The sequence below is a fragment of the Sphingobacterium sp. CZ-2 genome (genome assembly GCF_004526235.1).
Taxonomy (GTDB): Bacteria; Bacteroidota; Bacteroidia; order Sphingobacteriales; family Sphingobacteriaceae; genus Sphingobacterium; species Sphingobacterium tenebrionis.
On sequence record NZ_CP038159.1, the window covers coordinates 537,493 to 560,657 of the forward strand.

Annotated in this window: 20 protein-coding genes; 14 read left to right on the forward strand and 6 right to left on the reverse strand. The window is 41.2% G+C overall.

Annotated features, from left to right (window positions below):
- Positions 1-182 precede the first annotated feature (182 nt).
- The gene (locus tag E3D81_RS02335; protein WP_099368153.1) at positions 183-1,355 is read left to right on the forward strand and encodes a trans-sulfuration enzyme family protein; all 1,173 of its coding nucleotides are present in this window, start codon (positions 183-185) and stop codon (positions 1,353-1,355) included.
- Positions 1,356-1,492: 137 nt separating this feature from the next.
- On the opposite strand, the gene tpx is transcribed toward E3D81_RS02335, so the two are convergent.
- Positions 1,493-1,990, reverse strand: a complete 498-nt coding sequence (gene tpx, locus E3D81_RS02340) for a thiol peroxidase (RefSeq protein ID WP_099368152.1) — start codon at positions 1,988-1,990, stop codon at positions 1,493-1,495.
- A 177-nt stretch (positions 1,991-2,167) separates the two neighbouring features.
- On the opposite strand from tpx, the gene E3D81_RS02345 reads away from it, so the two are divergent.
- The 8 genes from E3D81_RS02345 to E3D81_RS02380 all read left to right on the forward strand — a co-directional run bounded on the left by E3D81_RS02345 (position 2,168) and on the right by E3D81_RS02380 (position 10,561).
- On the forward strand, positions 2,168-3,388 hold the full coding sequence (locus E3D81_RS02345) for an OmpP1/FadL family transporter (protein ID WP_099368151.1): 1,221 nt from the start codon (positions 2,168-2,170) through the stop codon (positions 3,386-3,388).
- A 19-nt stretch (positions 3,389-3,407) separates the two neighbouring features.
- Positions 3,408-4,709 carry an SGNH/GDSL hydrolase family protein gene (locus E3D81_RS02350; RefSeq protein WP_134776276.1) on the forward strand — a complete coding sequence of 434 codons (1,302 nt, stop codon included), beginning with the start codon at positions 3,408-3,410 and terminating at the stop codon, positions 4,707-4,709.
- Between the two features lie 74 nt (positions 4,710-4,783).
- Positions 4,784-5,434, forward strand: coding sequence for an ABC transporter ATP-binding protein (locus E3D81_RS02355; RefSeq protein WP_180268542.1), 651 nt, complete (start codon positions 4,784-4,786; stop codon positions 5,432-5,434).
- A 9-nt stretch (positions 5,435-5,443) separates the two neighbouring features.
- Positions 5,444-5,911 carry a hypothetical protein gene (locus E3D81_RS02360; protein WP_134776277.1) on the forward strand — a complete coding sequence of 156 codons (468 nt, stop codon included), beginning with the start codon at positions 5,444-5,446 and terminating at the stop codon, positions 5,909-5,911.
- Positions 5,912-5,932: 21 nt separating this feature from the next.
- Complete coding sequence (locus E3D81_RS02365; protein ID WP_134776278.1) at positions 5,933-6,484, forward strand: HAD hydrolase-like protein; 552 nt, start codon at positions 5,933-5,935, stop codon at positions 6,482-6,484.
- A gap of 2 nt (positions 6,485-6,486) precedes the next feature.
- On the forward strand, positions 6,487-7,971 hold the full coding sequence (locus tag E3D81_RS02370; RefSeq protein ID WP_134776279.1) for a S41 family peptidase: 1,485 nt from the start codon (positions 6,487-6,489) through the stop codon (positions 7,969-7,971).
- Between the two features lie 87 nt (positions 7,972-8,058).
- The gene (locus E3D81_RS02375) at positions 8,059-9,519 is read left to right on the forward strand and encodes a S41 family peptidase (protein WP_134776280.1); all 1,461 of its coding nucleotides are present in this window, start codon (positions 8,059-8,061) and stop codon (positions 9,517-9,519) included.
- 31 nt (positions 9,520-9,550) lie between these two features.
- The gene (locus tag E3D81_RS02380; protein ID WP_099368145.1) at positions 9,551-10,561 is read left to right on the forward strand and encodes a LacI family DNA-binding transcriptional regulator; all 1,011 of its coding nucleotides are present in this window, start codon (positions 9,551-9,553) and stop codon (positions 10,559-10,561) included.
- Between the two features lie 3 nt (positions 10,562-10,564).
- Here E3D81_RS02380 and E3D81_RS02385 read toward each other — a convergent pair whose 3' ends face one another.
- Positions 10,565-10,981 (reverse strand): OsmC family protein, encoded by a 417-nt coding sequence (locus tag E3D81_RS02385; RefSeq protein ID WP_099368144.1) that lies wholly within the window; start codon positions 10,979-10,981, stop codon positions 10,565-10,567.
- A gap of 114 nt (positions 10,982-11,095) precedes the next feature.
- Between E3D81_RS02385 and sucC the strand changes: the two genes are divergently transcribed.
- The 3 genes from sucC (at position 11,096) to E3D81_RS02400 (ending at position 14,583) form a co-directional block, all read left to right on the forward strand.
- Positions 11,096-12,295, forward strand: a complete 1,200-nt coding sequence (sucC, locus tag E3D81_RS02390; protein ID WP_099368143.1) for an ADP-forming succinate--CoA ligase subunit beta — start codon at positions 11,096-11,098, stop codon at positions 12,293-12,295.
- A gap of 100 nt (positions 12,296-12,395) precedes the next feature.
- Complete coding sequence (hemL, locus tag E3D81_RS02395; protein ID WP_134776281.1) at positions 12,396-13,709, forward strand: glutamate-1-semialdehyde 2,1-aminomutase; 1,314 nt, start codon at positions 12,396-12,398, stop codon at positions 13,707-13,709.
- A gap of 61 nt (positions 13,710-13,770) precedes the next feature.
- On the forward strand, positions 13,771-14,583 hold the full coding sequence (locus E3D81_RS02400) for a hypothetical protein (RefSeq protein ID WP_099368141.1): 813 nt from the start codon (positions 13,771-13,773) through the stop codon (positions 14,581-14,583).
- A gap of 466 nt (positions 14,584-15,049) precedes the next feature.
- Here E3D81_RS02400 and argC read toward each other — a convergent pair whose 3' ends face one another.
- Genes argC through E3D81_RS02415 form a run of 3 tightly spaced genes read right to left on the reverse strand, consistent with a single transcriptional unit; the run spans position 15,050 to position 18,079 of the window.
- Positions 15,050-16,090 carry an N-acetyl-gamma-glutamyl-phosphate reductase gene (argC, locus tag E3D81_RS02405; RefSeq protein ID WP_134776282.1) on the reverse strand — a complete coding sequence of 347 codons (1,041 nt, stop codon included), beginning with the start codon at positions 16,088-16,090 and terminating at the stop codon, positions 15,050-15,052.
- Positions 16,091-16,133: 43 nt separating this feature from the next.
- Complete coding sequence (argG, locus tag E3D81_RS02410; RefSeq protein WP_134776283.1) at positions 16,134-17,321, reverse strand: argininosuccinate synthase; 1,188 nt, start codon at positions 17,319-17,321, stop codon at positions 16,134-16,136.
- Between the two features lie 41 nt (positions 17,322-17,362).
- Entirely contained in the window at positions 17,363-18,079 is a 717-nt protein-coding gene (locus tag E3D81_RS02415; protein WP_099368138.1) for an N-acetyltransferase, read from the reverse strand.
- 508 nt (positions 18,080-18,587) lie between these two features.
- On the opposite strand from E3D81_RS02415, the gene E3D81_RS02420 reads away from it, so the two are divergent.
- Complete coding sequence (locus tag E3D81_RS02420) at positions 18,588-18,881, forward strand: hypothetical protein (RefSeq protein WP_209023095.1); 294 nt, start codon at positions 18,588-18,590, stop codon at positions 18,879-18,881.
- A gap of 297 nt (positions 18,882-19,178) precedes the next feature.
- On the opposite strand, the gene E3D81_RS02425 is transcribed toward E3D81_RS02420, so the two are convergent.
- A complete protein-coding gene (locus tag E3D81_RS02425; protein WP_134776284.1) occupies positions 19,179-21,335 on the reverse strand; it encodes a S9 family peptidase in 2,157 nt (718 codons plus the stop codon).
- Positions 21,336-21,459: 124 nt separating this feature from the next.
- Between E3D81_RS02425 and E3D81_RS02430 the strand changes: the two genes are divergently transcribed.
- Positions 21,460-23,082 carry a S8 family peptidase gene (locus tag E3D81_RS02430; RefSeq protein WP_134776285.1) on the forward strand — a complete coding sequence of 541 codons (1,623 nt, stop codon included), beginning with the start codon at positions 21,460-21,462 and terminating at the stop codon, positions 23,080-23,082.
- Positions 23,083-23,165 lie beyond the last annotated feature (83 nt).

The window sequence follows — 23,165 nt, forward strand, 5'->3', positions numbered from 1 at the left end:
GATGTTTTTCAATTTGGACTGGAATCCAAATCCTTCTCAAACAAATCTAAAGAAATTGCCTTGCTATGGCAAATCCTAAGGCAAGTAAGCAAACCTTTGCGTAATAAAAAACAGGGATTTAGGCGGAAAATTATGGTTAGTATTTGGAGATTTTTCTTAAAAAGTAAATACATTTGTTCATCATGAACAAAGAACAATCCAAAATCATCCGAGAACAGGCTCAACGATCCAACATCCGGGAGCATTCGGTGCCCTTATACCTAACATCCAGTTTTATATTCGACAGTGCAGAACAAGGCCGTGCGGTTTTTGCGGAAGAGGAAGAGGCAATGGTCTATTCCCGGTATGCTAACCCGAACACAACGGAGTTCATCAATAAGGTATGTTTGTTGGAAGGAGCTGAGGCTGGCTTGGCATTTGGATCGGGCATGGGTGCTATTTTTGCTTGTTTTGCAGGTTTTATAGAAAGTGGAGACCATATCGTTTCTTCTAGAGCAATCTTTGGCTCTACCCATCAATTGTTCACGCAGTTGTTCCCACGCTGGGGAGTGACCACCACCTATGTGGATGCGATCAATCCGGAGGAATGGGAAAAAGCGATCCAGCCGAACACCAAGTTCATCTTTTTGGAATCGCCTTCTAATCCGGGTCTGGAATTGGTGGATCTGGAATGGTTAGGAGGTCTGAAGAAGAAATACCCGAACATTATTTTTGCGATCGATAATTGCTTTGCTACGCCATACCTTCAGAAGCCTTTACAATATGGCTTTGATCTATCCATTCATTCGGCCACTAAATACATGGACGGACAAGGACGTGTATTGGGCGGGGTGATCGTTGGAAAGCAGGAATTGATGGATAAACTGATGTTTTTTATTCGCCATACCGGACCAGCGATGTCGGCATTTAATGCTTGGGTTCTTTCGAAGAGTATAGAAACATTGGGACTGCGGATGGATCGTCATTGTTCAAATGCTTTGGCATTGGCCGAGACTTTGGAAAAACATGATGAGATTCTGGATGTGAAATATCCTTTTCTGCCTTCGCATCCGCAGTATGAACTGGCGAAGAAACAGATGAAAGCAGGGGGTGGAATTGTGACGATTGAAGTTAAGGGTGGTAAGGAAAGGGCATTTAAGTTTTTGGACGCTTTGAAAATGATTCTTTATACTTCGAATTTAGGGGATTCAAGGTCTATTGCTACCCATCCTGGTACAACTACGCATTCGAAATTGAAGGAAGAGGAAAGGGAGAAATTGGGGATAAGACCTGGGACAATCAGGTTGTCGATTGGTATTGAGGATCAAGAGGATATTATTGAGGATATCTTGCAAGCTTTGGAAGCGAGTAGGTAGACTGTAATTGATAGGCTTTTTACGTCATTGCGAGCTTTATCGTCATTGCGAGGAGGCACGACGAAGCAATCTTTACACTAATCGAAAGATTGCTTCGTCGTACCTCCTCGCAATGACGGGTATTATTTCACAAACTTCTACAAAGCTGCTAAAGCAGCTTCATAATTCGGTTCTTCTACCGTTTCAGCGACCTGCTCTGTATATTTCACTTTTCCATCTTCATCAACCACCACCACTGATCTACTCAACAAACCTGTCAAAGGACCATCCGTAAATTTCACACCATATGCCTGAGCAAAAGACTCATCTTTAAAATCAGACAAAGTAATCACATTATCCAATCCCTCTGCTGCGCAAAATCTACTTTGCGCAAAAGGCAAATCCTTCGAAATACATAACACCACTGTATTATCCAATCCTGATGCTTTCTCATTAAATTGTCTAACCGACGCTGCACAAGTTCCAGTATCAATACTTGGGAAAATATTTAATATAACCTGTTTTCCTGCAAAATCCTTCAATGATTTTTGTGACAGATCTCCTGTCGTCAATGTAAAATCTGGAGCTACATCTCCTACTTTGGGAAGATTTCCACTGGTATGCACTGCATTACCTTTAAATGATACTTCTGCCATAATAGCCTATTTTTTTTAGTTTCTATAAATCTAAAACCAATATAGCTTAAAATATGTTTGATAAAAAATGGATTACCTACCGATTTATTAAAAGTTGACAAATATTTAATATTTTAATAATTATTTACTATGTTAGCATAATATTAAAATAAACTTAAAACGCTAATCAATATTTATATGAAACGATTATTACTCTGTTTACTCATGGCATCGCCTGCCCTTGCCTTTTCCCAAGGTTCGCAGGTAAATACCCAAAGCCAAAAAGCAGTGGGTATGGCTGGAGCAGGATCCGCTTTGTTTATTGATGAAACATCGATCCTCTACAATCCAGGTGCATTGGTAAAAATGGAAAACAACGCCATTTCCCTGGGTGCAAGTGCGATCATGTATCGCTCCGCCTTCCAAGAGAAAGGTAGCTCCGAAGTACATCATACACGTTTTCAAATCTCTCCTCCGGTTTCCTTGTTTGCTGCATTTGGACCGAAGGATTCTTGGTGGAAAGCAGGTATCGGGATCTATACCCCTTACGGTGGATCGGTAGATTGGGGCAAGGAATGGCCGGGAAGATATTCATTGACCAATCTTTCCATGCGTGCATTTTACATCCAACCAACATTAAGCTTTAAGATCACAGACCAATTCAGCGTTGGTGGTGGTTTTGTGTATAACGTAGGTATCGTAGATTTAGGAAGAGCATTACCGGTATTCGGTTCTGACGGAAAAGCCGGCCAGGCTGATTTAAGTGGAACAGGCACAGGAATGGGATATAACCTAGGTGTTCACTATAACCTAGCCGATGAATTTGCTATTTCCTTGAACTACCGTTCTAAAGTGATTACGAAATTAGAAGGTGGAGATGCAACTTTCGATGTTCCGGCATCTTTGGCTGCCAATTTCCCGAACGGTAAATTTGATGCTGAATTGCCTTTACCGGCTTCTTTCAACGTAGGTATTGCTTTCCCTGTTTCTGAGAAAGTGAAAACAGCGATCGATGCATCCTTCATCGATTACAGCATTTACAAAGAGTTGGTGTTCGATTATGAGAACAACACCCCTACCCTTCAAGATACGCGATCCGAAAAAAATTATCAGAATGCATTTTCAGCGAAAATTGGTTTCAACTATGAGGCCACAGATAAATTGGAGCTACGAGCAGGTACCGGTTATGTGTATACACCAGTGCAGGCAAAATACGTATATCCTGAGACGCCAGATAACAACCGTATGATGGCAGCAGCTGGATTGACTTATAAGTTCACGCCTAATTGGCAAATGTCTGCGGCTTATGTGTTCCAAAAAATCCTGAAAAGAACAACTACCAACGCGGAAACCCAATTATCAGGTGCTTACGAAACCAATATTCACGCCCCAGGAATTTCATTAAGCTATTCTTGGTAGGAATCAAATTATGATCAACATGAAAAATAAATTTAACTTATATATCGGATTAGCCTTATTGGGATTGGCTAGTTCATGTGCGCCCAGCTTAGATGAATTGGAAGCGACCAAAGGTACAGCAGATTTTTCAAAATTCATTGCTGTCGGAAACTCCCTAACGGCTGGATATTCCAACAATGGCCTTTACTTAGAAGGACAAAAAGTGGCATTCCCGAACTTGATCGCTGAAAAGATGAAAGAAGTTGGCGGCGGAGCATTTACCTCCCCATTTTTTAGTGCCGACCAAGCAAATGGTTCTGGATATATTACCTTCAAAGGGTTTACAGATTCCGGATCACCGATCACTGAACCAGTTGCTGCACAGGCCGAACGAGGAAAGAATGCCCAAGGAGGTCCTTTATACACAAAATATTTGGATCCAATCCAAAACTTAGGTGTACCAGGCATGCGTTTGGATCTTGGAACACAACCAGGCATGGGTTCGGAAGCAGGAAACCCTTATTTTGAACGTTTGTTACCTGATGCGACCAAAAATTCTACCAGCTATCTACAATACGTAGGATCACACGATTATACATTCTTCTCTTTTTGGTTAGGAAATAACGATGTGTTAGGTTTTGCGACAAATGGTGGCGTGGAATCAAACATTACCAACAAATTAATCAGTTTGGAAACTTTCAAAGCGGCCTATACTGCTTTCATCACAACCTTAACCCAAGGAGAGAAAAAAGGGGTGGTAGCGACCATTCCTGATGTAACCAGTGTCCCTTTCTTTAATACGGTTACCACAGCACGTTTAAATGCAGCTGTAGAAGCGGCAACAGGTGGACAAGCCAAAAATGTATATATCGCAACTGGAAACGGCACACCACGTATAGCAACAGCTAACGATCTGTTTATATTGACTTTCCCAACGGCTAAATTGGGTGTTGAAAATGCATTAAAAATCCCTTATGGTTTGCATCCATTGAATCCCATTGAAAGTAAATATGTTTTGGATGAAGGAGAAATCAACTTAGTGGTTTCCCGTATCTCAGAAATCAATACCTTTATCAAAGAGACTGCGGCGGCCAAAAAGCTAGCTTTAGCGGATGTTCATGCCTTTTTGAACAAGGTTAAAACGGGTTATATCTATAACGGTGTGATGATCAGTTCAGCATACATTACCGGTAATGCGTTTTCATTGGATGGTGTGCATTTAACCCCTATGGGAAATGCTATTGTAGCCAACCTGTTCATTGATGCCATCAACAAACAATACGGCTCTTCCATTGGTAAAATGGACATTAGCCTATATCCTGGGGTTAATTTCCCCGGCTAATTTTAGAAAAATAGCAGACGACTTATAAAAAAGCTACCCTTCGGGGTGGCTTTTTTTCTTATTTTCGCATTATGATCTTACAAGCCAACAACATATTCAAATCCTACGGAGATTTGGAAATCCTGAAAGGGGTAAGTGTATCGGTAAAGAAAGGAGAAATCGTTTCCATCGTAGGAGCCTCCGGAGCCGGAAAGAGTACATTATTGCACATTATTGGCACCTTGGATAAGCCTGACCGTGGAACGATCATGTTGGAAGGCCAGGATGTTTTCTCGCTTTCAGAAAAGCAGTTAAGTGATTTCCGAAACAAACATATCGGCTTTGTATTTCAATTCCATCATCTTCTTCCGGAATTTACCGCTTTGGAGAATGTCTGTATTCCGGGTTATATTGCCGGCAAGGACCGCAAGACCGTTGAACAGAAAGGCTTGGAGCTCTTGGAGATCCTGGGTGTAAAGCATCGCGCCAACCACAAACCCTCGGCCATGTCGGGAGGTGAGCAACAACGGGTTTCCGTGGCCAGAGCCTTGATCAATGATCCTACATTGGTCCTAGCAGATGAACCTTCGGGTAACCTGGATTCTGAAAATGCCACCGCTTTGCACCAATTATTCTTTGACCTTCGGGATAAGATGCAACAGACTTTTATCATCGTAACGCATAATGAAGAATTGGCGAGGATTTCTGATCGCACCATTCATATGCGTGATGGTTTGATTTATTAGAATTACACTATGCAAAAAATATTGATTACCTATGGGACCCGTCCCCTGGCGCAACGTTTGGCCAAACAATTTTCAGATAAATTTGAAGTCGTTTTTGCCAGCTCTGAAGAAGTGCCTAGTTTCCTACAGGCAAATTACCTAAAAATACCAACGGGAGTAAATCCGACCTATGCCCATGAATTGTTGAAATTAAGCTTGGACAAACAGATCGATTATATCCTGCCTTTGGGCGAATCGGAGATCAATAGTTTAGCAGAATCTAAGTTATTGTTCGAAGAATACGATATTATTCCTTTAGTGCCTAATCTATCGGATCTACCTGTGTATTTTACGATTGAAAATCCTCCCTCCCAAGCGGAGATCCATATTTATTTACAAGGAAAAGGCCTGGATGTAGAACAGAAACTGCATTTACCGGCAACCGGATTGTTGATGGTCTCGGATGATCAAGAAGAATTGGCCTTAGTAACTATATAAAGCTTGAGTAATCATATAAAGATGAATTGGAAAGATATCCCAATGGATAAGAAAGTATATCTCTTTGAATTGGATGATGTGCTTTATCCTAAGCACGATTATTTGTTACAGATATATTACCTCTTTGGACAATTTGTTGAATTTTCCGAGGCTCGGGAAATCAGCAAATCCCTAACTGCCTTTATGAAGGAAAAGTTGTTTTCCGAAGGTGAGGCTGCTGTATTTGAGGCGGCTAAAAAAGAATTCAAGTTTGAACAGGATTATAGCGAAAATTATGAGCGATTGCAGGTTAATGGGCATTTACCGCTAAAATTATTGTTATTTAATGAAATTAAGTTGCTTTTTGCAGCCTTATTGGAACAAGGGAAAACGATTGCCGTTTTGACTAAGGGTAATCCTGCATTGCAGCTGAACAAGCTCAAGCACATCGACTGGCAAGGGTTAGAAAAAGGGGTGAAAGTCTATTTTATCGATGAATTGGTATTCCGCAATATAGATCCAATTCCTTATATTGCTTCTGAAAATGGGTGTTTACCCGAAGAGATTATTTTCATAGAAGAAAAACTAACCTAATTATGTTTAAAAAGAAAATCCTTGTGGGGGCGCTTTTAGCCCTAGTGGTAGCCGCCAGCTGTAAAAAAGATCCTGTAAATACGGAGACTGATAAAGATGCTGAAAAAGAAATTTTGTTCAGAGATTCGGCTTATTATTATTCTTTAGCCCTATCCTTATGGACGGATAAATTACCGCAGCCAAAACTGATCGGTAATGAGCCAGACTTAAAGTCCTTCACTGGAAAATTTAAGACCGCAGAAGAGGTATTGGATGAGTTGAGAAAATCCGCTACACTGGATCGTTTCAGTTTCGTAGACCGCGCTGGAACTGTGAGTGAAGAAATTCAACAAGGTGTGTATAAAGAGACCGGTGCTACACCGATATTCCTGTTGGAATCAGCTGGTTCAACCAACGCGAATCTTTATATCCGTTATGTTCAAAAGAACTCACCAGCAGCTAAAGCGGGTTTGATTCGTGGAATGCGAGTAGTCAGCATCAACGGGGATACTAAGGTTGATTATAATTCGGAGAGTGCTAATGAATTTAAGAACGCCATGAAATTCTTCTCTGGCGAAACCTTAAAATTAGTGGTGGTAAGTCCAATCGATGGTAAGGAAAGCACGATTACCGTTACGGGCGATGCCTACCAGATTGATCCGATCATGGTCAATAAAGTAATCGATCATAATGGTAAGAAAGTAGGTTACATGGCATATACCTCATTTGTCAATCTATACAACAACCAGGGGCAGCCAAACAGCTATCATACAGCGATGGAAAATGTGTTCAAAGCTTTTGAAGGCGTGGATGAGCTAGTGATTGATCTGCGTTATAATGGTGGTGGATCAACTTGGTCTGCGGAATATTTAGCCAATCAATTGGTGCCAACCACCCATGCAAAAGCATTGATGTATAAATATAAAGTGAACTATGTATTGGAAGATGCTGGATTATTGCAACCCGGCAAAGCTTTTGGTCCTGTTTATTTCGACAAGAAAAACACGCTGAACCTAAAACGCGTATATTTCCTTGGAACAAAGCAGACTGCATCGGCTAGCGAATTGGTGATCAACAGCTTGAAACCGTATATGGATGTACAATTGATCACAGTGAGAGGCAATGATGGGTCCATTGGAACTTATGGAAAACCTGTTGGTTTCTTTGAATCCAAAGTAGTCCATGGTTATGGTTCGTATTACATCACCTCCTTCCAAATGGTAAACAAGGATGAATTTGGTGATTATTTCAATGGATTGAAAGGTGAAAAAACGGATTCGTACGAAAGCTTTGCACTTCAATTAGGAGATCCAAACGAGCGTATGTTTTCGGATGCGCTATATCATATCACGAACGGAACATATCGTAGTGCTTCAGCGAGTATGCGCAGAACGACAAAATCGGGAAAACCTGAGATGGAAGCAACGAGCATACAACCTCAGACACCTCACATTACCGGTATGTTTAAGTTTTCAAATGAGCAAAATTTAAAAAACATCCTTAAGTAATTAATCTAATCAGCATGTGCTAAGTCTATAATTTGGAATTATAATTGCGCAAGCAACAATACATACATTTTAACATAGAATTGGCACATGCTGAATAAATATTTCACCCTACTTTTTTTAGTCCTTATCGGACTATCATCCTGTAAAAAGGATACGGATAAAATCCCATCTCCTGAAAAACCTCCTGTAAGCAACAACAGAACTACGGATGAGAAAGTGCGGGATAGTATCTATTTCTATTACAAATACCTTTCTTACTGGGAATCCAGCATTCCTGTGTATAACCCGATTTCGGACATCAGCGATAAATATAGCAGTGGCGAAAGCTTGTTAAATCATTTAATGGGATTAACGCCTGTTAAAAATGATTATGTATTTCATGGTCCTGGACAGAACATCGTTGAAAATTATACCGGTCCTTTGGATAGGTTCTCTTGGATCGAAGATATCAGTTCGACTTCTAGCAGAAGTGCCCGGGCAGATACATATGATGGTTTCGGGCTCTTTGTTGTTTTTGAAGGTGGAGATGCCAATTCAGCAGCCTATGTAGGCCTTTCAGAAGGTAATTCACCAGCCGACAAAGCTGGGATTAAACGTGGGGATAAAATCATCAAAATAAATGGCGTGGAGGCATTGGGTAAAAACTTCAGGTTAATTGAAGCGGAACTGAACAAAACCCAATTGGTATTGGATCTGGAAAGGGCCGGAGTTCCTTTCACTAAAACACTTACTTATGGCTCCTACGATATTTTCCCGGTGGTAAAAGACAGTGTTTATACCGTAAATGCTGATAAGGTGGGTTATTTCGCGTTATCATCCTTTGAAGAAATGACCAATGATGCTGGTCAATACACGGCCATGTATAATGCCATGAATGCAGCTTTCAATAAATTTAACCAACAGGCCATCAACAAGATTATTATCGACCTGCGATATAATACCGGTGGTTATGTCAGTACTGCTATATACTTGGCGAACAAAATCGTCAACAGCAATGGCGCAGGTAAATTGATGTTCAGCTACGATATCAACAAAAACCTGAAAGAAGAGAAGGCCAAAGGAAGTCGTGAATTTGATGATGTAATGTTCAACAATTCGGCGACAAATATTACCGATGTATATTTCTTGGTATCGGATTATACCGCATCAGCTTCAGAAATTGTGATTTCCGCGCTGAAACCCTATGCTAATGTGCGCCTTATTGGAGAACATGGAAGTACTTATGGCAAACCTGTAGGGTTCTTCCGTCAGGATATCCTAAACAAAGCAGGCCTTTGGGCAGCATCCTTCAAGATTGTAAACAGCGCAGGCTATACCGATTATTGGGATGGCATTCCAGCCGATAAACCCGGTGTTTTTGACAATGTTCGCTTTGATTTTGGAGATCTTCGTGAGGATATGTTAGCTACGGCTATACAGCATATCCGTTCAGGTTCTTATACCTTATCAGGAAGCAGTGCCAAAGCAAGTAGCCAAACAGGTACAACCAGAACATCTTCTGCAGTTCCCGTTAATAAATTACGTGAGAGGAATATGATTAAGGATTAAGAATTAGTTATTTAATTCTTAACTTTACTGCATGGCAGGGAACAAACCAACAACGATTAAGGAAATTGCGCGAAAGTTGAAGATTTCACCTTCAACGGTTTCGCGCGCATTGAACGACCATCCGAGTATAGGCTTGGTCACGACCATGCGTGTAAAGAAAATGGCCGAGGAAATGGCTTACGAGCCTAACCAGACTGCTATCTTTTTCAAACAGCGTAAGACCTTTACCATCGGTGTTATTCTCCCGAAATTATCGGAACCTTTCTTTTCTGAGGCGATCAGTGCCATCGAAGATGTGGCGGATGAAAAGAAGTACACCGTACTTTTAGGGCAATCCCTAGATGATGAGAACCGCGAAAGCCATATCATCCAGACCTTCAAAAAGCATCGTGTGGATGGTATTTTAATTTCCCTAGGGAAAAACACGGGAGATACCGACTTTGTGGATATCCTCTCCAAAACCGAAATCCCAGTAGTATTTTTTGATTGTGTCCCAGATCTGGATAACGTACATAAAGTATATAGCGATCTTTCTTCAGGTATGATCGAGGCTATCGATGCTTTTGTAGAAAGAGGACATCGTAAGATTGCCTTGATCAATGGACCAGAATCCCTACTTGCGTCCAAAGAACGTTCAGAAGCCTTTTTAAAAGCCCTTAAAAAACAAGGAATCACTTCGGACGAAAGCTATGTTGTCCATACCGATCTAACAGAGAAAGGGAATGAGGAAGCGATGGAAAAACTATGCTCCCTAGCCGACCGACCATCTGCCGTAGTCTCCTTCAATGATTTTGTAACCCTAGATCTGATTCGGTATGCGAAGCAGAAGGGCATTGTTTTGAATCAGGATATGTTCTTCATCTCCTACGCCAATTATCCATTATGGAAATACATGGACAATCCGCCAATGGGAAGTATTGAACAATATCCGGATAAGCAGGCCCAGAAGGCTGCGGAAATCTTATTCGATTGCATCGATAAGAAGGAACATGTTGCAGAACCACAACATGTCGTTTTCCCATCGAAATTAGTAATGAAATAAGGCTTAGTTGATCTGAATGCTGTAGGTGATATCCACACCACCCTGAGCTAACATATCATGTACAGAGCAATATTTTTTCACGGCAAGTTCAGCTGCTTTTTGCGCTTTTGCCTCATCAATATCGCCTTTTAAACGGAATGCAATATGAATTTTCGTGAAGATATTAGGTATTTCTTCCCGACGGTCTCCTGTTACTTCCACTTGAATATCCTGCAGATCCTGACGTTGTTTTTGGAGGATGGTAGTCAAATCGAATACACTACAAGAACCCAAAGCCATCAGCACCAATTCCATAGGTCTGACACCTTTTCCTTCGCCGCCGATGGAATCTGGCCCATCAATATTTACTTTCACGGATGACAACTCGCTGGATGCTTCGAAATGAACCGCATCGTTCTGTCTTGATAAATGTACTTTCATTGTTTTTTAATCTCTATGCTTATACAAAATTAGCAAAAAAACAAGGCAATTATCGAAATAATATCTTGCCCCTTCCGAATAAATAACCTATTTTTACAGCAAATTTTTTTATCAATGAACATTCACGAATATCAAGGAAAAGAAATACTTAAGAGTTTCGGAGTAAGAGTACAAGAAGGTATTGTTGCCGAAACCCCAGAGCAGGCTGTTGAAGCTGCTAAGAGAATGAAAGAAGAATTCAACTCGGATTGGGTTGTGGTAAAAGCACAGATCCATGCGGGTGGCCGTGGTAAAGGTGGTGGTGTAAAATTAGCAAAAAACCATGATGAAGTATTGCAACGCGCAACAGACATCATCGGTATGCAATTGGTTACTCCACAGACTGGTCCAGAAGGTAAAAAAGTTAACAAGGTTTTGATTGCACAGGATGTTTACTACCCTGGCGAAAGCGAAACAAAAGAATTCTACATGTCTGTATTGTTAGACCGTGCAACTGGTCGTAACATCATTATGTACTCTACTGAAGGTGGTATGGACATCGAGGAAGTAGCTGAGAAAACTCCTCACTTAATTTTCAAAGAAGAAATCGATCCTAAAGTTGGTCTTCAAGGTTTCCAAGCACGTAAAATTGCTTTCAACCTAGGATTAACAGGTGCTGCACATAAAGATATGGTGAAGTTCGTAGCTGCATTATACAAAGCATACGATTCTATTGATGCTTCTATGTTCGAGATCAACCCGGTATTAAAAACATCTGATGATAAGATCATGGCAGTTGATGCTAAGGTTAACTTAGATGAGAACGCATTATACCGTCATGCTGACATCGCTGCTATGCGTGATGTTACGGAAGAAGATCCAACCGAAGTTGAAGCGGGTGAATCAAACCTTAACTACGTTAAATTAGATGGTAATGTAGGTTGTATGGTAAATGGTGCTGGTTTAGCGATGGCTACCATGGATATCATTAAGATTGCTGGTGGTGAGCCTGCAAACTTCTTGGACGTTGGTGGTACGGCAAATGCAGAAACAGTGAAAGCTGGTTTCAACATCATCTTAAAAGACCCTAACGTAAAAGCAATCTTGATCAACATCTTCGGAGGTATCGTTCGTTGTGACCGTGTAGCGCAAGGTGTTATCGACGCTTACAATGAAATCGGAAATATCCCAGTTCCTATTATCGTACGTCTTCAAGGTACAAACGCTAAAGAAGCGAAAGAATTGATCGACAAATCTGGTCTTCAGGTATACTCAGCGATCTTATTGAAAGAAGCTGCTGAATTAGTAACTAAAGTATTGGAAGAAGGTAAATAATCTCCTTCTAAAAGATAATGAATGGCCTTCCTTTGGGAGGCCATTTCTTTTAATACTAATTCGTAAATAGTACCTTTGTTAAAATAAAAAACATTAAGAAATGACAACATCTACTTCGGATATTTCACGTAAGAAATCAGCGGAATTATTTGAGAAGGCAAAAGCATATTTCCCGGGAGGGGTAAACTCTCCTGTTCGCGCCTTTAAATCTGTTTATGGAACTCCCCTATTTATTGAGCGTGGAGACCAGGCACATTTATGGGATGCCGATGGCAATGAATTTATCGATTACTGTTGTTCTTGGGGGCCGTTGATTTTAGGGCATAACAACGCCAAGATTCGAGAAGCGGTACAGGAACAATTAAGTAAAGGCTTGAGTTTTGGTGCTCCAACGGAATTGGAAAACCACTTGGCCGAACTTATCCTCAACAACAACAAAAAGATTGAAAAAATACGTTTTGTAAGTTCTGGAACGGAAGCGGTGATGTCGGCTATTCGTTTGGCAAGAGGATATACCAAAAGAGATAAGATCGTGAAGTTTGAAGGTTGCTATCATGGGCATTCCGATTCCTTATTGGTAAAGGCAGGATCCGGTCTGGTAACCTTTGGAGAAACCTCTTCTGCAGGTGTTCCAAAAGCGTTTGCGGATGAGACGATCGTTATTGCATTGAACGACAAAGAGGCTTTGGAAAAGGTTTTTGCGGACTTCAAAGATCAGATCGCTGCAGTAATCATCGAAGGAGTACCCGCGAACAATGGCTTATTGATTCAGGATAAGGATTATATCCACTTCCTACGGGATATAACCAAAGAAAATGGATCATTATTGATCTTTGATGAAGTGATAACCGGATTCCGTTTGGGATTCGAAGGCGCTTCGAAATATTACGACATCCAACCTGACATCCTAACTTATGGTAAGATTATCGGTGGCGGGATGCCTGTAGGTGCCTATGGCGCATCAAAAGAAATCATGGGATGCATCTCACCTGATGGAGCCGTTTATCAGGCAGGTACGCTTTCTGGAAATCCCGTAGCTATGGCGGCTGGAATTGCCGCCCTTTCCATTCTGGCAGCTCCTGGATTCTATGAGCAGCTGGAAGCTACCACTCAAAAGTTTGTGGAAGAAATCCGTGCATATATCCAAGAGAAAAATTATGTGGTCAACATCACGACGATCGGATCTATTTTCTGGTTTGCATTTTCTGAAAACGATAAAATCCAACGTGCGGATGAAATTGATCCTGCTTCCATGGAAAAATATAAAGTCATGCACCGAGAGCTTTTGAACCGTGGTATTTATTTTGGCCCTTCTGGATATGAAGTGGGCTTTATTTCGGCAGCACACACAGAAGATGACTTAAATCAGACATTAGTTGCTATAAAAGCAGCTTTAGACGTCGTATTTCAATAAAAAACAAACTATCTTGGATTCAAATTGTTATCATATTATCAATTCGACTAAATATAAAAAAATGAAAACATTAAAATCAGCATTGGCAGTAGTTACAGCAACAGTATTATTGGCTTCATGTAACACTCCAACTAAAAACAAGGATGGCGAAGTAAGAGACACGACTGCATTAGCAGATTCTGTTGGTGCAATTGCCGTAAATCCACTTCCTCATGCTAAGGATTTTCCAGGTGCGACATTGAAAGTTACCGAATTAACATCAGAGAAATTAGGTGCCGATTCAGCGAAGATCACTGTTAAATACGGTGTGTCAAACTTTAACTTGACTGAACAGACTGAGCATACCCATCATATGGCTAACTCCCATGATGGTCAACATATCCATTTTATCTTAGATAATAAGCCGTATGTTGCTTTGTATAAACCAGAACATACGTTTACAGTTCCTGTAAACTCTGAGCATTACTTATTGTCGTTCTTGTCACGTTCATTCCATGAGTCGATCAAGACTGCAGATGCTTCGAAATTGATCAAGTTCAAAGTAGAAGCTGATGGAAAGATCACCGAACTTCCTCAACCAACAGAACCATCAGTATTCTATAGCCGTCCGAAAGGCGATTATAAAGGCGATGAGACTAATGTGTTGTTGTTGGACTTCTTTGTATCTAATACTACATTAGGAGCGGATGCAAATAAAGTAAAAGCGACTATCAATGGTCAAGAGTTCATGTTGGATCAATGGGTTCCTTATGAAGTATTGAACTTACCTAAAGGCGAAGCAACTGTAGTTCTTACTTTGGTAGATAAAGATGGAAATGCAGTAACAGGTGATAACGTTTCTGTTGAAAGAAAAGTTAATTTGTTGGAGAAATAGATAGTAATATCTATTAGACATTAGATAATAGATATTAGATAATAGACTTTTGACAAGTGTGCTAAAATTGTTCATTGATTAATGAACGTGTTTTAGTTTAAATAGAAAGCCTGGGAGAATTGATCTTCCAGGCTTTTTTATTGTTTTGTTTGTTTACTGTTTTCGGATTTTTATTTCTTTTGTTCAACCCCGTCATTGCGAGGAGCTTTGCCGTCATTGCGAAGGTTTTTGCCGTCATTGCGAGGAGGTACGAGGAAGCAATCTTTGGACTTTGTCATCCTAAGCGTAATCTTTGTCATCCTGAGCGTAATCTTTGTCATCCTGAGCGCAGTCGAAGGATCTATACAGTTACTAACGAACAGATGCTTCGACTACGCTCAGCATGACATGCGGGAAGATTGCTTCGTTCCTCGCAATGACGGATGAAGTCTATCATCTAACGTCTAACATCTATAATCTACCCCCCTTAGAATCCCACCGACTTCAAATTCAAGCCGGCTCTTTCATCCAAGCCAAACATCAAGTTCATGTTCTGAACAGCTTGGCCGGATGCGCCTTTCAGCAAGTTATCCGTTGCGTTTAAGATCAATAATTTATTGCCATGCTTCTCCAGATGCATGATACTCTTATTGGTATTCACGACCTGTTTCAGGTCAATGTTAGCTTTTGAAACATGTGTAAATGGATGCGTTGCATAAAAATCCTCATACAACTCATAGGCTTCTTCCTCTGAAAGATCAACATCTACATAAATAGCAGAGAAAATTCCTCTTGCAAAATCTCCGCGCTGCGGAATAAAATTAATCCTACTTGCTGCACGTTCTAACAAAGAACCTTCAGCAGCTGCCAATGGCCCATCACCTTCCGGTAAAAAGCCAGGCTGCAATTGATCAAGTGATTCCGAGATCTCCTGCAGATGTTGGTGTTCAAAAGATTTATAGGCTGAAAGGTTGTTGTTCCTCCAGGAGAAATGGGTGGTTGCCGATGGCTTCTGCCCAGCTCCAGTAGAACCCGTTGTGGCATTCACATGGATCTCACCTTTCAATAATCCTTTTGAAGCCAATGGCAATAATGCCAATTGGATATTGGTCGCAAAGCAACCCGGATTAGCAATGTATTGAGCCGATTTTATCGCTTCCTTATTCAATTCCGGCAAACCATACACAAACTGTGCGCCTTGATAAGCCGTATTTGCCCGTAAGCGGTAATCCTGAGAAAGATCAATGATCTTTACCCTTGGATCCACGGGATTCGCATCCAAGAACTTCTTGGCATCTCCATGGCCCACACAAAGGAACAGAACATCCACATCACTGTGAAAATCGGACGAGAAGGTCAATTCCGTATCGCCAAAAAGATCGTTATGAACATCGGCCAATTTATTGCCGGCATTCGAAGCCGAATTGGCAAATACGATATCCACCTGTGGATGGAATATCAAAATACGCAGGAGTTCTCCTCCCGTATATCCTGCCGAACCAATAATTCCTACCCTGATCTTTTCCATTTTTCCTCGCTGTTTCCTTAAAATTCCTTGTTGTTTACTTATGTTATCCTTTGCTGTTTACTTTATGCCAAATGATGGTTTGGTTACCAAAAATCTTGGAGAACCCCTTCACATCATCACCAGTATATCCTTTATTCATTTCCCCATAGCTACCGAATTTATTGGACATCAGATCATGCTCCGATTCGATACCCAAAATAACAAAGCGGTAAGGGTGTAATTCTACAAAAACACGACCTGTTACCGTTTCTTGAGAACTTTGCAAGAAAGCCTCCATATCACGCATTACCGGATCATGCATTTGGCCTTCATGCATATAATTTCCATAAAAACCAGCCAATTGATCTTTCCAAGACAATTGCCATTTGGTCAAGGTATGTTTTTCTAAAGTATGATGCGCTTTGATCAAGATCAATGGACCAGCAGCCTCAAATCCTACACGGCCTTTGATACCGATAATGGTATCTCCAACGTGGATATCGCGGCCGATTCCATAAGGTTGAGCCAAAGCCTGTAATTCTTGGATCACTTTTACAGCGCCAATTTTATTGCCATTCAAACCTACAGGCTCACCTTTTTCAAAGTCGATACTTACCTGCATTGGCTCGGTTGAAGTAACAGGGGTTGGCCATGCCGCATCTGGTAGGTATTGGTTGGAGGTCAATGTCTCCGCACCTCCTACAGATGTACCCCACAAGCCTTTATTAATAGAATATTTTGCCTTTTCTGCCGAATATTCCACACCATGCTTATTCAAATATTCAATTTCATCCTCGCGAGATAACTGAAGATCACGGATTGGCGTGATGATCTCCACTCCAGGAATCAAGGTCTGGAAGATCATATCAAAACGTACCTGATCATTTCCTGCTCCGGTTGAACCGTGAGCCACACATTCAGCACCGATCTTCTTCGCGTAATTGGCAATTGCTGTTGCCTGGCTAACACGCTCGGCAGACACCGAAAGTGGATAGGTCGCATTCTTCAGTACATTACCAAAAATAAGATACTTAATCGTTCCACGGTAATAGTCTTCAGTTTCATCAATGGTCGTATGGGATTTCACGCCTAACTCGTACGCCCTATTTTCAATTGTCTTTAATTCCTCATCCGAAAAACCACCGGTATTAACGATGACAGAATGAACTTCCAAACCTAGGTCACGAGAAAGATAGATACAACAGAAGGAAGTATCCAACCCACCACTAAATGCTAAAACTACTTTTTTCATTTTATAACGATTAATATGCTGATAATAACAAAAATAACAATTTAAAAACCTTTTACAGGTTTAACGCCTACCGGAAACACCGTTGCTACCATTTTTTTGGTAGACTTCCATAGCTTCGCTTCAATGCGTTTCAATAAAGACTGTTTCTTGGAGATACGGTCCAAACGTTCTTTAGCTTCCGCTTTACGCTGGATCTTTTCCTTGAGCTCTTTTTCTTTTTCCACTGGATCCCAAAGCATGGCGGTACACATGCAGTTCTTACGGTCCTTCGCCATCAGAATATCGTAATTCACACAAGATTGACATCCTTTCCAGAATTCTTCATCTTGGGTCAATTCCGAATAGGTCACCGGTTCGTATCCCAGGTCCGAGTTGATTTTCATGACTGCCAATCCGGTAGTCAGACCAAAGATCTTGGCCTTCGGATATTTTTCATGCGATAATTCAAAGACCCTTTTCTTGATGGCTTTTGCAAGACCCACCTTTCGGAAAATAGGATTGACGATCAGGCCAGAGTTGGCCACATAGTCCCCATGGCTCCAGGTCTCGATATAACAGAAACCTGCCCAAGTACCGTCCTTGTGCAAAGCGATCACTGCCTTCCCTTCCTCCATCTTTCTGGCCACGTATTCGGGTTTACGACGTGCAATACCTGTACCACGAGCCTTTGCAGACTCAAACATTTCGTCACAGATAACCTCAGCATAACCAATATGATCTGCTGTAGCGGGAATAATCAAAAAATCTGAAAGTGTCATTTAAATTTATCGACCTAAAATGTAAATACCGAAGTATTTGGATTATCTAATCTTACTCTAACCATCTTCCATCGAGCTTGATGGAAAATCAATATGGGAAATTTGCCTGCCTCGTAAATCAAGCTCGAGGCAGAATAGGTCGTCGGAATCGAAGTATTGGACAATTAAATGATCGAACATGCACATAGGACACCTGAACAAGCTTGTAGAAAGCTTGGCCAAATAATCCCAAAAATGTTCTGTTACAAATCATCTTCTTATCGTTTTATATCCTGTGATCAGACTGCGCAAAAGTAAACAATTATTTTTTTCTTTTATGCAATATCAATGTAGTTTTTTTACATAAAAAATTACATCTATTCTACTTATTTGCAATCCTTTCAATTAGACCACTACATTATTGAAACGTTTAAAATCTTTCATTGTTTTGTAAGATTTTGGGAGATTGGCGGGAGATTGTTGGGAGATTGGTAGGGATATGCTCCAAACCGTAAATATTTCCTTAGTTTTGCAGAAATATTTAAATATCATGGTTGGTCCAAGTATTATTTTCTATATCCTGTTCGTGATTCCTTATGTGTATTTTATGTACTGGCTGGTTAAGCAGGACAAGAAAAAGCACATGTGGGGGATATTGGTGGTTACGGTGATTGCGATTGCTGGGGTATTGGTGTCGCAGACTGCAAGTAAGGTTGCGATGGAAAATTATAAGCAGCATCAGGTTGATGCGAGGGAGCAGGAAAATGAGGCGAGAGAGCAGGAAGTTCAATTGCAAGCGGACAGCTTGAAAAATAAGAAATAAGGTTTAGGTCAATGCGAGACCTTGTCATTGTAAACTTCGCGTCATTGCGAGGCTTCGACATTGTAAACTTCACGTTATTGCGAGGAACGAAGCAATCTTTAGCCATGTCATGGTGAGCGAAGTCGAACCATCTGTTCGTACATAACCATTCGTACAGATCCTGCGACTGCGCTCAGGATGACATGGGGCGCCAGCATACCCAAAGATTGCTTCGTCGTACCTCCTCGCAATGACGCGAAGGTATCACTCACGCGAAGATTTCGAATTCCCAACTCCGAAATCCCCACTTCGAATTCCCTACTCCCTTATCCCTTCCAGCTTAAACAAGAAAGCATAATTCAGCGCTACATCCTTCAAGTAATCAAACCTTCCAGAAGCGCCGCCATGCCCGTAATCCATATCCGTTTTCAACAAGATCACATTACTTCCTTTTTTGGTAGCCCTTAATTTCGCCACCCATTTCGCCGGTTCAAAATACTGCACCTGCGAATCATGCAAGCCCGTTGTTACCAACAGATTCGGATATTCCTTAGCTTCGATATTCTCATAAGGCGAATACGATTTCATATATTCATATGCCTCTTTCTGGTTCGGGTTCCCCCACTCATCATACTCATTGGTCGTCAATGGAATCGTTTCATCCAACATGGTATTCACCACATCCACAAAAGGAACCTGCGCAATAATACCATTCCAAAGCTCTGGTGCCATATTAATAATTGCACCCATCAATAATCCACCCGCACTACCGCCCTGCGCATACAAATGGTTTTTCGACGTATATTTCTGATCCACCAAGAACTGCCCACAATCGATGAAATCCGTAAAGGTATTCTTCTTTTTCATCATCTTACCGTCCTCATACCATTGTCTTCCCATTTCCTCTCCCCCGCGGATATGTGCGATGGCAAAAATAAAACCCCGATCCAATAAACTCAAACGGGTCGAACTGAAGGTCGGATCCATTGAACTTCCGTATGATCCATACGCATACAACAATAAAGGCGCTTTCCCATCCTTCTTCGTTCCCTTCTTATAAACAATTGAAATCGGAACTTCCACACCATCCCTTACCTTAGCCATGATTCTTTCGGTAGTATATTGGTTGGCATCATATCCTCCCAAAACCTCCTGTTGCTTCAACAAGGTCTTATCCTTGGTCTTCATGTTGTAATCATAGGTGGAAGATGGGGTAACCATCGAGGTATAGCCATATCGAACCACATCCGTATGGTATTCCGGATTGGCACTGGAATATACCGTATAGGCTGCTTCGCCAAAATCCATGTAATGTTGGCTGTTATCTTTTAGATTACGGATCGCCAGGTTGGTCAACCCATTCTTGCGTTCAGATACCACCAAGTAATTCTCAAATTCATCCAAGCCCTCGATCAGCACATCCTTTCTATGCGGGATATATTCCTTCCAGTTTTCCTTTCCGGTCTTATCCAAAGGCGTTTCCATCACCTTGAAGTTCTGGGCACCATCATTCGTTTGGATCAGGAAACGATCCGCTAATGGCGTTACAGAGTACAGCACATTCTTCATCCTCGGCTGGAACACCTTAAAGGTTCCGTTCGGATCATCCGAACGCAGGTATAAGGTTTCCGAACTCAATGTACCTCCCGATTGGATGAAAATATACTGATCATTCTTGGATTTCCATACCCCAATATAATTGGTGTTATCCTTTTCATCATAAACGGTGGCATCGGTCTTGGAATCGGTTCCCAAGGTATGACGCTTAATCTTCTCACTCAATAAAGTCACCGGATTTTTAGCCGTGTAGAAAAGGGTCTTGTTATCATTCGCCCAGATCGCAGAACCAGAAGTCCGCGCGATCCTGTCCTTTAATATCTCCCCTGTTTCCAGGTTTTTGATGTAGATCACATATTCCCGACGGGATACCGTATCCACCCCATAAGCAACCATTTTATTATCCGGACTTACCGAAACACCACCCAAGGAGTAATAAGGAAATCCTTCGGCCATTTTATCCACATCCAAAAGCACCTCCTCAGGAGCTTGAAGATTACCTTTCTTCCGACACACCTTGTAATATTGCTTCCCTTCTTCGGTACGTTGGTAATAATAATAGCCATTTTTCAGATAGGGAACACTTTCATCTGTTTCCTTGATCCTGCTCTTCATCTCCTTGAAAAGCACATCCTGAAAACCTTCCGTGTCCTGCATCATCGCCTTGGTATAATTATTTTCCGCTTCCAGGTAAGAAACAACTTTTGAAGAGTCTGGGCCCTTCTTAAAATAATCATTCATCCAATAGTAAGGATCCTGAACGGTATCGCCATGGATTATACGTTGGAATGCTTTTAATTCCGCAATGGGAGCTGTGGCCTCTGGCCAAATTATAGGGTCTTTTTTCACGCTTGTCTCTTGTGAACATGATGAAATAATCATCGATAGTATTAAACCAAAAACAATTTTTTCTTTCATATATTTAAATTTAATAATGGTCTTAGTTGGGATTAAATTTAGCAATAATATCTAGTTTTTAGATTAATTAACAGATGAATATCCCATAAAACATTAATTTTGGAAAATTATAATCTTAATAAATATGTTAAAAACAAATAAATTGTTGTGCTATCTCGCTTTAGGTATCCTACCTTTCTATAGCGTTGCCCAAGAAAAAGATAAAGCTCCGGCAAATTGGTTCAATTTGGATCACCAAAAAGATGGAGCGATGGGAATCAGCACAGACAAAGCCTACGAATTATTAAAGGGCCGTAAAGCTAGCCCGGTAATCGTGGCCGTATTGGATGGTGGTGTGGATATCCATCATGAAGATTTAAAAGATGTGCTTTGGAAGAATAAAAAGGAAATCCCTGGAAATGGTAAGGATGATGATGGCAATGGCTATATCGATGATGTATATGGTTGGAATTTCCTTGGGAATGCCAAAGGTGAAAACGTGGACCACGATAACCTGGAAGTGACCCGTTTGATCCGTATCTATGAACCTAAATACATTTCCGTCCTTCCTTCTACACCTCTTTCTGAAAAAGAAAGAAGAGAATTTGTCGCTTATCAAAAAATGGTGACCGATTATACCTCCAAAATGGATGAGGCGGCGTTCGGTAAGCAGAACTATGTGCGTATCAAAGAAAGCTTGGAAGCCATTGTAAAAGGTATCGGAAAGGATCCTAAAGCTATTACGGCAGCGGATCTGGATGCATTCCCTAACCCGAACAACAACCAAAAGAACATCATCCGAATCGCTAAAAAGGAAATGGAAAAAGGAAGCTTTGAAAAATTCTTTGAGGACATCAAAGAAGGTGCTACCTATTTCAGCGATCAGGTAGATTACCACTTGAACAAAGGTTTCGACCCGCGTCCGTTGATCGGCGATACGTACGATGATGCATCGGAACGTCATTATGGAAATGCAGATGTAAAAGGTCCTGATGCCGACCATGGTACCCACGTAGCAGGGATCATCGGCGCCAAACGCAAAAACAACCTGGGTATCGATGGCGTATCCGATCAGGTACAGATCATGTCGGTTCGTGTGGTTCCCAATGGTGATGAAAGAGATAAGGACGTAGCCAATGCCATCCGTTATGCGGTAGATAACGGCGCAAAGGTGATCAATATGAGTTTCGGAAAAGGTTATGTCTACAACAAAAAAACAGTAGATGAAGCCGTTAAATATGCCGAATCCAAGGATGTCCTTTTGGTTCATGCCGCTGGTAATGATTCCAAGAACGTCGATGTAGAGAAAAATTACCCCATGAAATATTTTACGGATAGCGTGGATGCGATCATCGGTGAAGCTAAAAACTGGATCACGGTTGGCGCCACAGCTTGGAAAGTAGATGCCGACCTATTGGCAGAATTCTCCAACTACGGTTACCGTAGCGTAGATGTATTTGCTCCAGGGGTGAAAATCTATTCGACCATGCCGGAAAGCAAATACAAAGATATGGATGGAACCAGTATGGCTGCCCCAGTGGTATCAGGATTAGCTGCCTTGATCCGTGCATATTACCCAAGCTTTACAGCAGAAGAAGTAAAACAAGTGATCATGAACTCGGTGACCAAGATCGACCAAAAGGTAAAAGTAAAGGGAGAATCTGGAAACAAACGTGTTTACTTGGATGAAATTTCCGTTAGTGGTGGTGTGGTGAATGCCTATAAGGCCATTGTAGAGGCTGATAAGCTACTTTCGAAGAAAAAGTAAAAAAATGTTAAATTTTTCACAATATTGATAAGTATCTTGCGTTAACTATATAAAACAAAGATGCTTATGGTTGAAAATTCTAC

Excerpts from the sequence above, each read along its gene's own strand:
- E3D81_RS02335 (WP_099368153.1), top strand. The coding sequence starts at position 183 with ATGAACAAAGAACAATCCAAAATCATCCGAGAACAGGCTCAACGATCC.
- tpx (WP_099368152.1), bottom strand. The coding sequence starts at position 1,990 with ATGGCAGAAGTATCATTTAAAGGTAATGCAGTGCATACCAGTGGAAAT.
- E3D81_RS02345 (WP_099368151.1), top strand. The coding sequence starts at position 2,168 with ATGAAACGATTATTACTCTGTTTACTCATGGCATCGCCTGCCCTTGCC.
- E3D81_RS02350 (WP_134776276.1), top strand. The coding sequence starts at position 3,408 with ATGAAAAATAAATTTAACTTATATATCGGATTAGCCTTATTGGGATTG.
- E3D81_RS02360 (WP_134776277.1), top strand. The coding sequence starts at position 5,444 with ATGCAAAAAATATTGATTACCTATGGGACCCGTCCCCTGGCGCAACGT.
- E3D81_RS02365 (WP_134776278.1), top strand. The coding sequence starts at position 5,933 with ATGAATTGGAAAGATATCCCAATGGATAAGAAAGTATATCTCTTTGAA.
- E3D81_RS02370 (WP_134776279.1), top strand. The coding sequence starts at position 6,487 with ATGTTTAAAAAGAAAATCCTTGTGGGGGCGCTTTTAGCCCTAGTGGTA.
- E3D81_RS02375 (WP_134776280.1), top strand. The coding sequence starts at position 8,059 with ATGCTGAATAAATATTTCACCCTACTTTTTTTAGTCCTTATCGGACTA.
- E3D81_RS02380 (WP_099368145.1), top strand. The coding sequence starts at position 9,551 with ATGGCAGGGAACAAACCAACAACGATTAAGGAAATTGCGCGAAAGTTG.
- E3D81_RS02385 (WP_099368144.1), bottom strand. The coding sequence starts at position 10,981 with ATGAAAGTACATTTATCAAGACAGAACGATGCGGTTCATTTCGAAGCA.
- sucC (WP_099368143.1), top strand. The coding sequence starts at position 11,096 with ATGAACATTCACGAATATCAAGGAAAAGAAATACTTAAGAGTTTCGGA.
- hemL (WP_134776281.1), top strand. The coding sequence starts at position 12,396 with ATGACAACATCTACTTCGGATATTTCACGTAAGAAATCAGCGGAATTA.
- E3D81_RS02400 (WP_099368141.1), top strand. The coding sequence starts at position 13,771 with ATGAAAACATTAAAATCAGCATTGGCAGTAGTTACAGCAACAGTATTA.
- argC (WP_134776282.1), bottom strand. The coding sequence starts at position 16,090 with ATGGAAAAGATCAGGGTAGGAATTATTGGTTCGGCAGGATATACGGGA.
- argG (WP_134776283.1), bottom strand. The coding sequence starts at position 17,321 with ATGAAAAAAGTAGTTTTAGCATTTAGTGGTGGGTTGGATACTTCCTTC.
- E3D81_RS02415 (WP_099368138.1), bottom strand. The coding sequence starts at position 18,079 with ATGACACTTTCAGATTTTTTGATTATTCCCGCTACAGCAGATCATATT.
- E3D81_RS02425 (WP_134776284.1), bottom strand. The coding sequence starts at position 21,335 with ATGAAAGAAAAAATTGTTTTTGGTTTAATACTATCGATGATTATTTCA.
- E3D81_RS02430 (WP_134776285.1), top strand. The coding sequence starts at position 21,460 with ATGTTAAAAACAAATAAATTGTTGTGCTATCTCGCTTTAGGTATCCTA.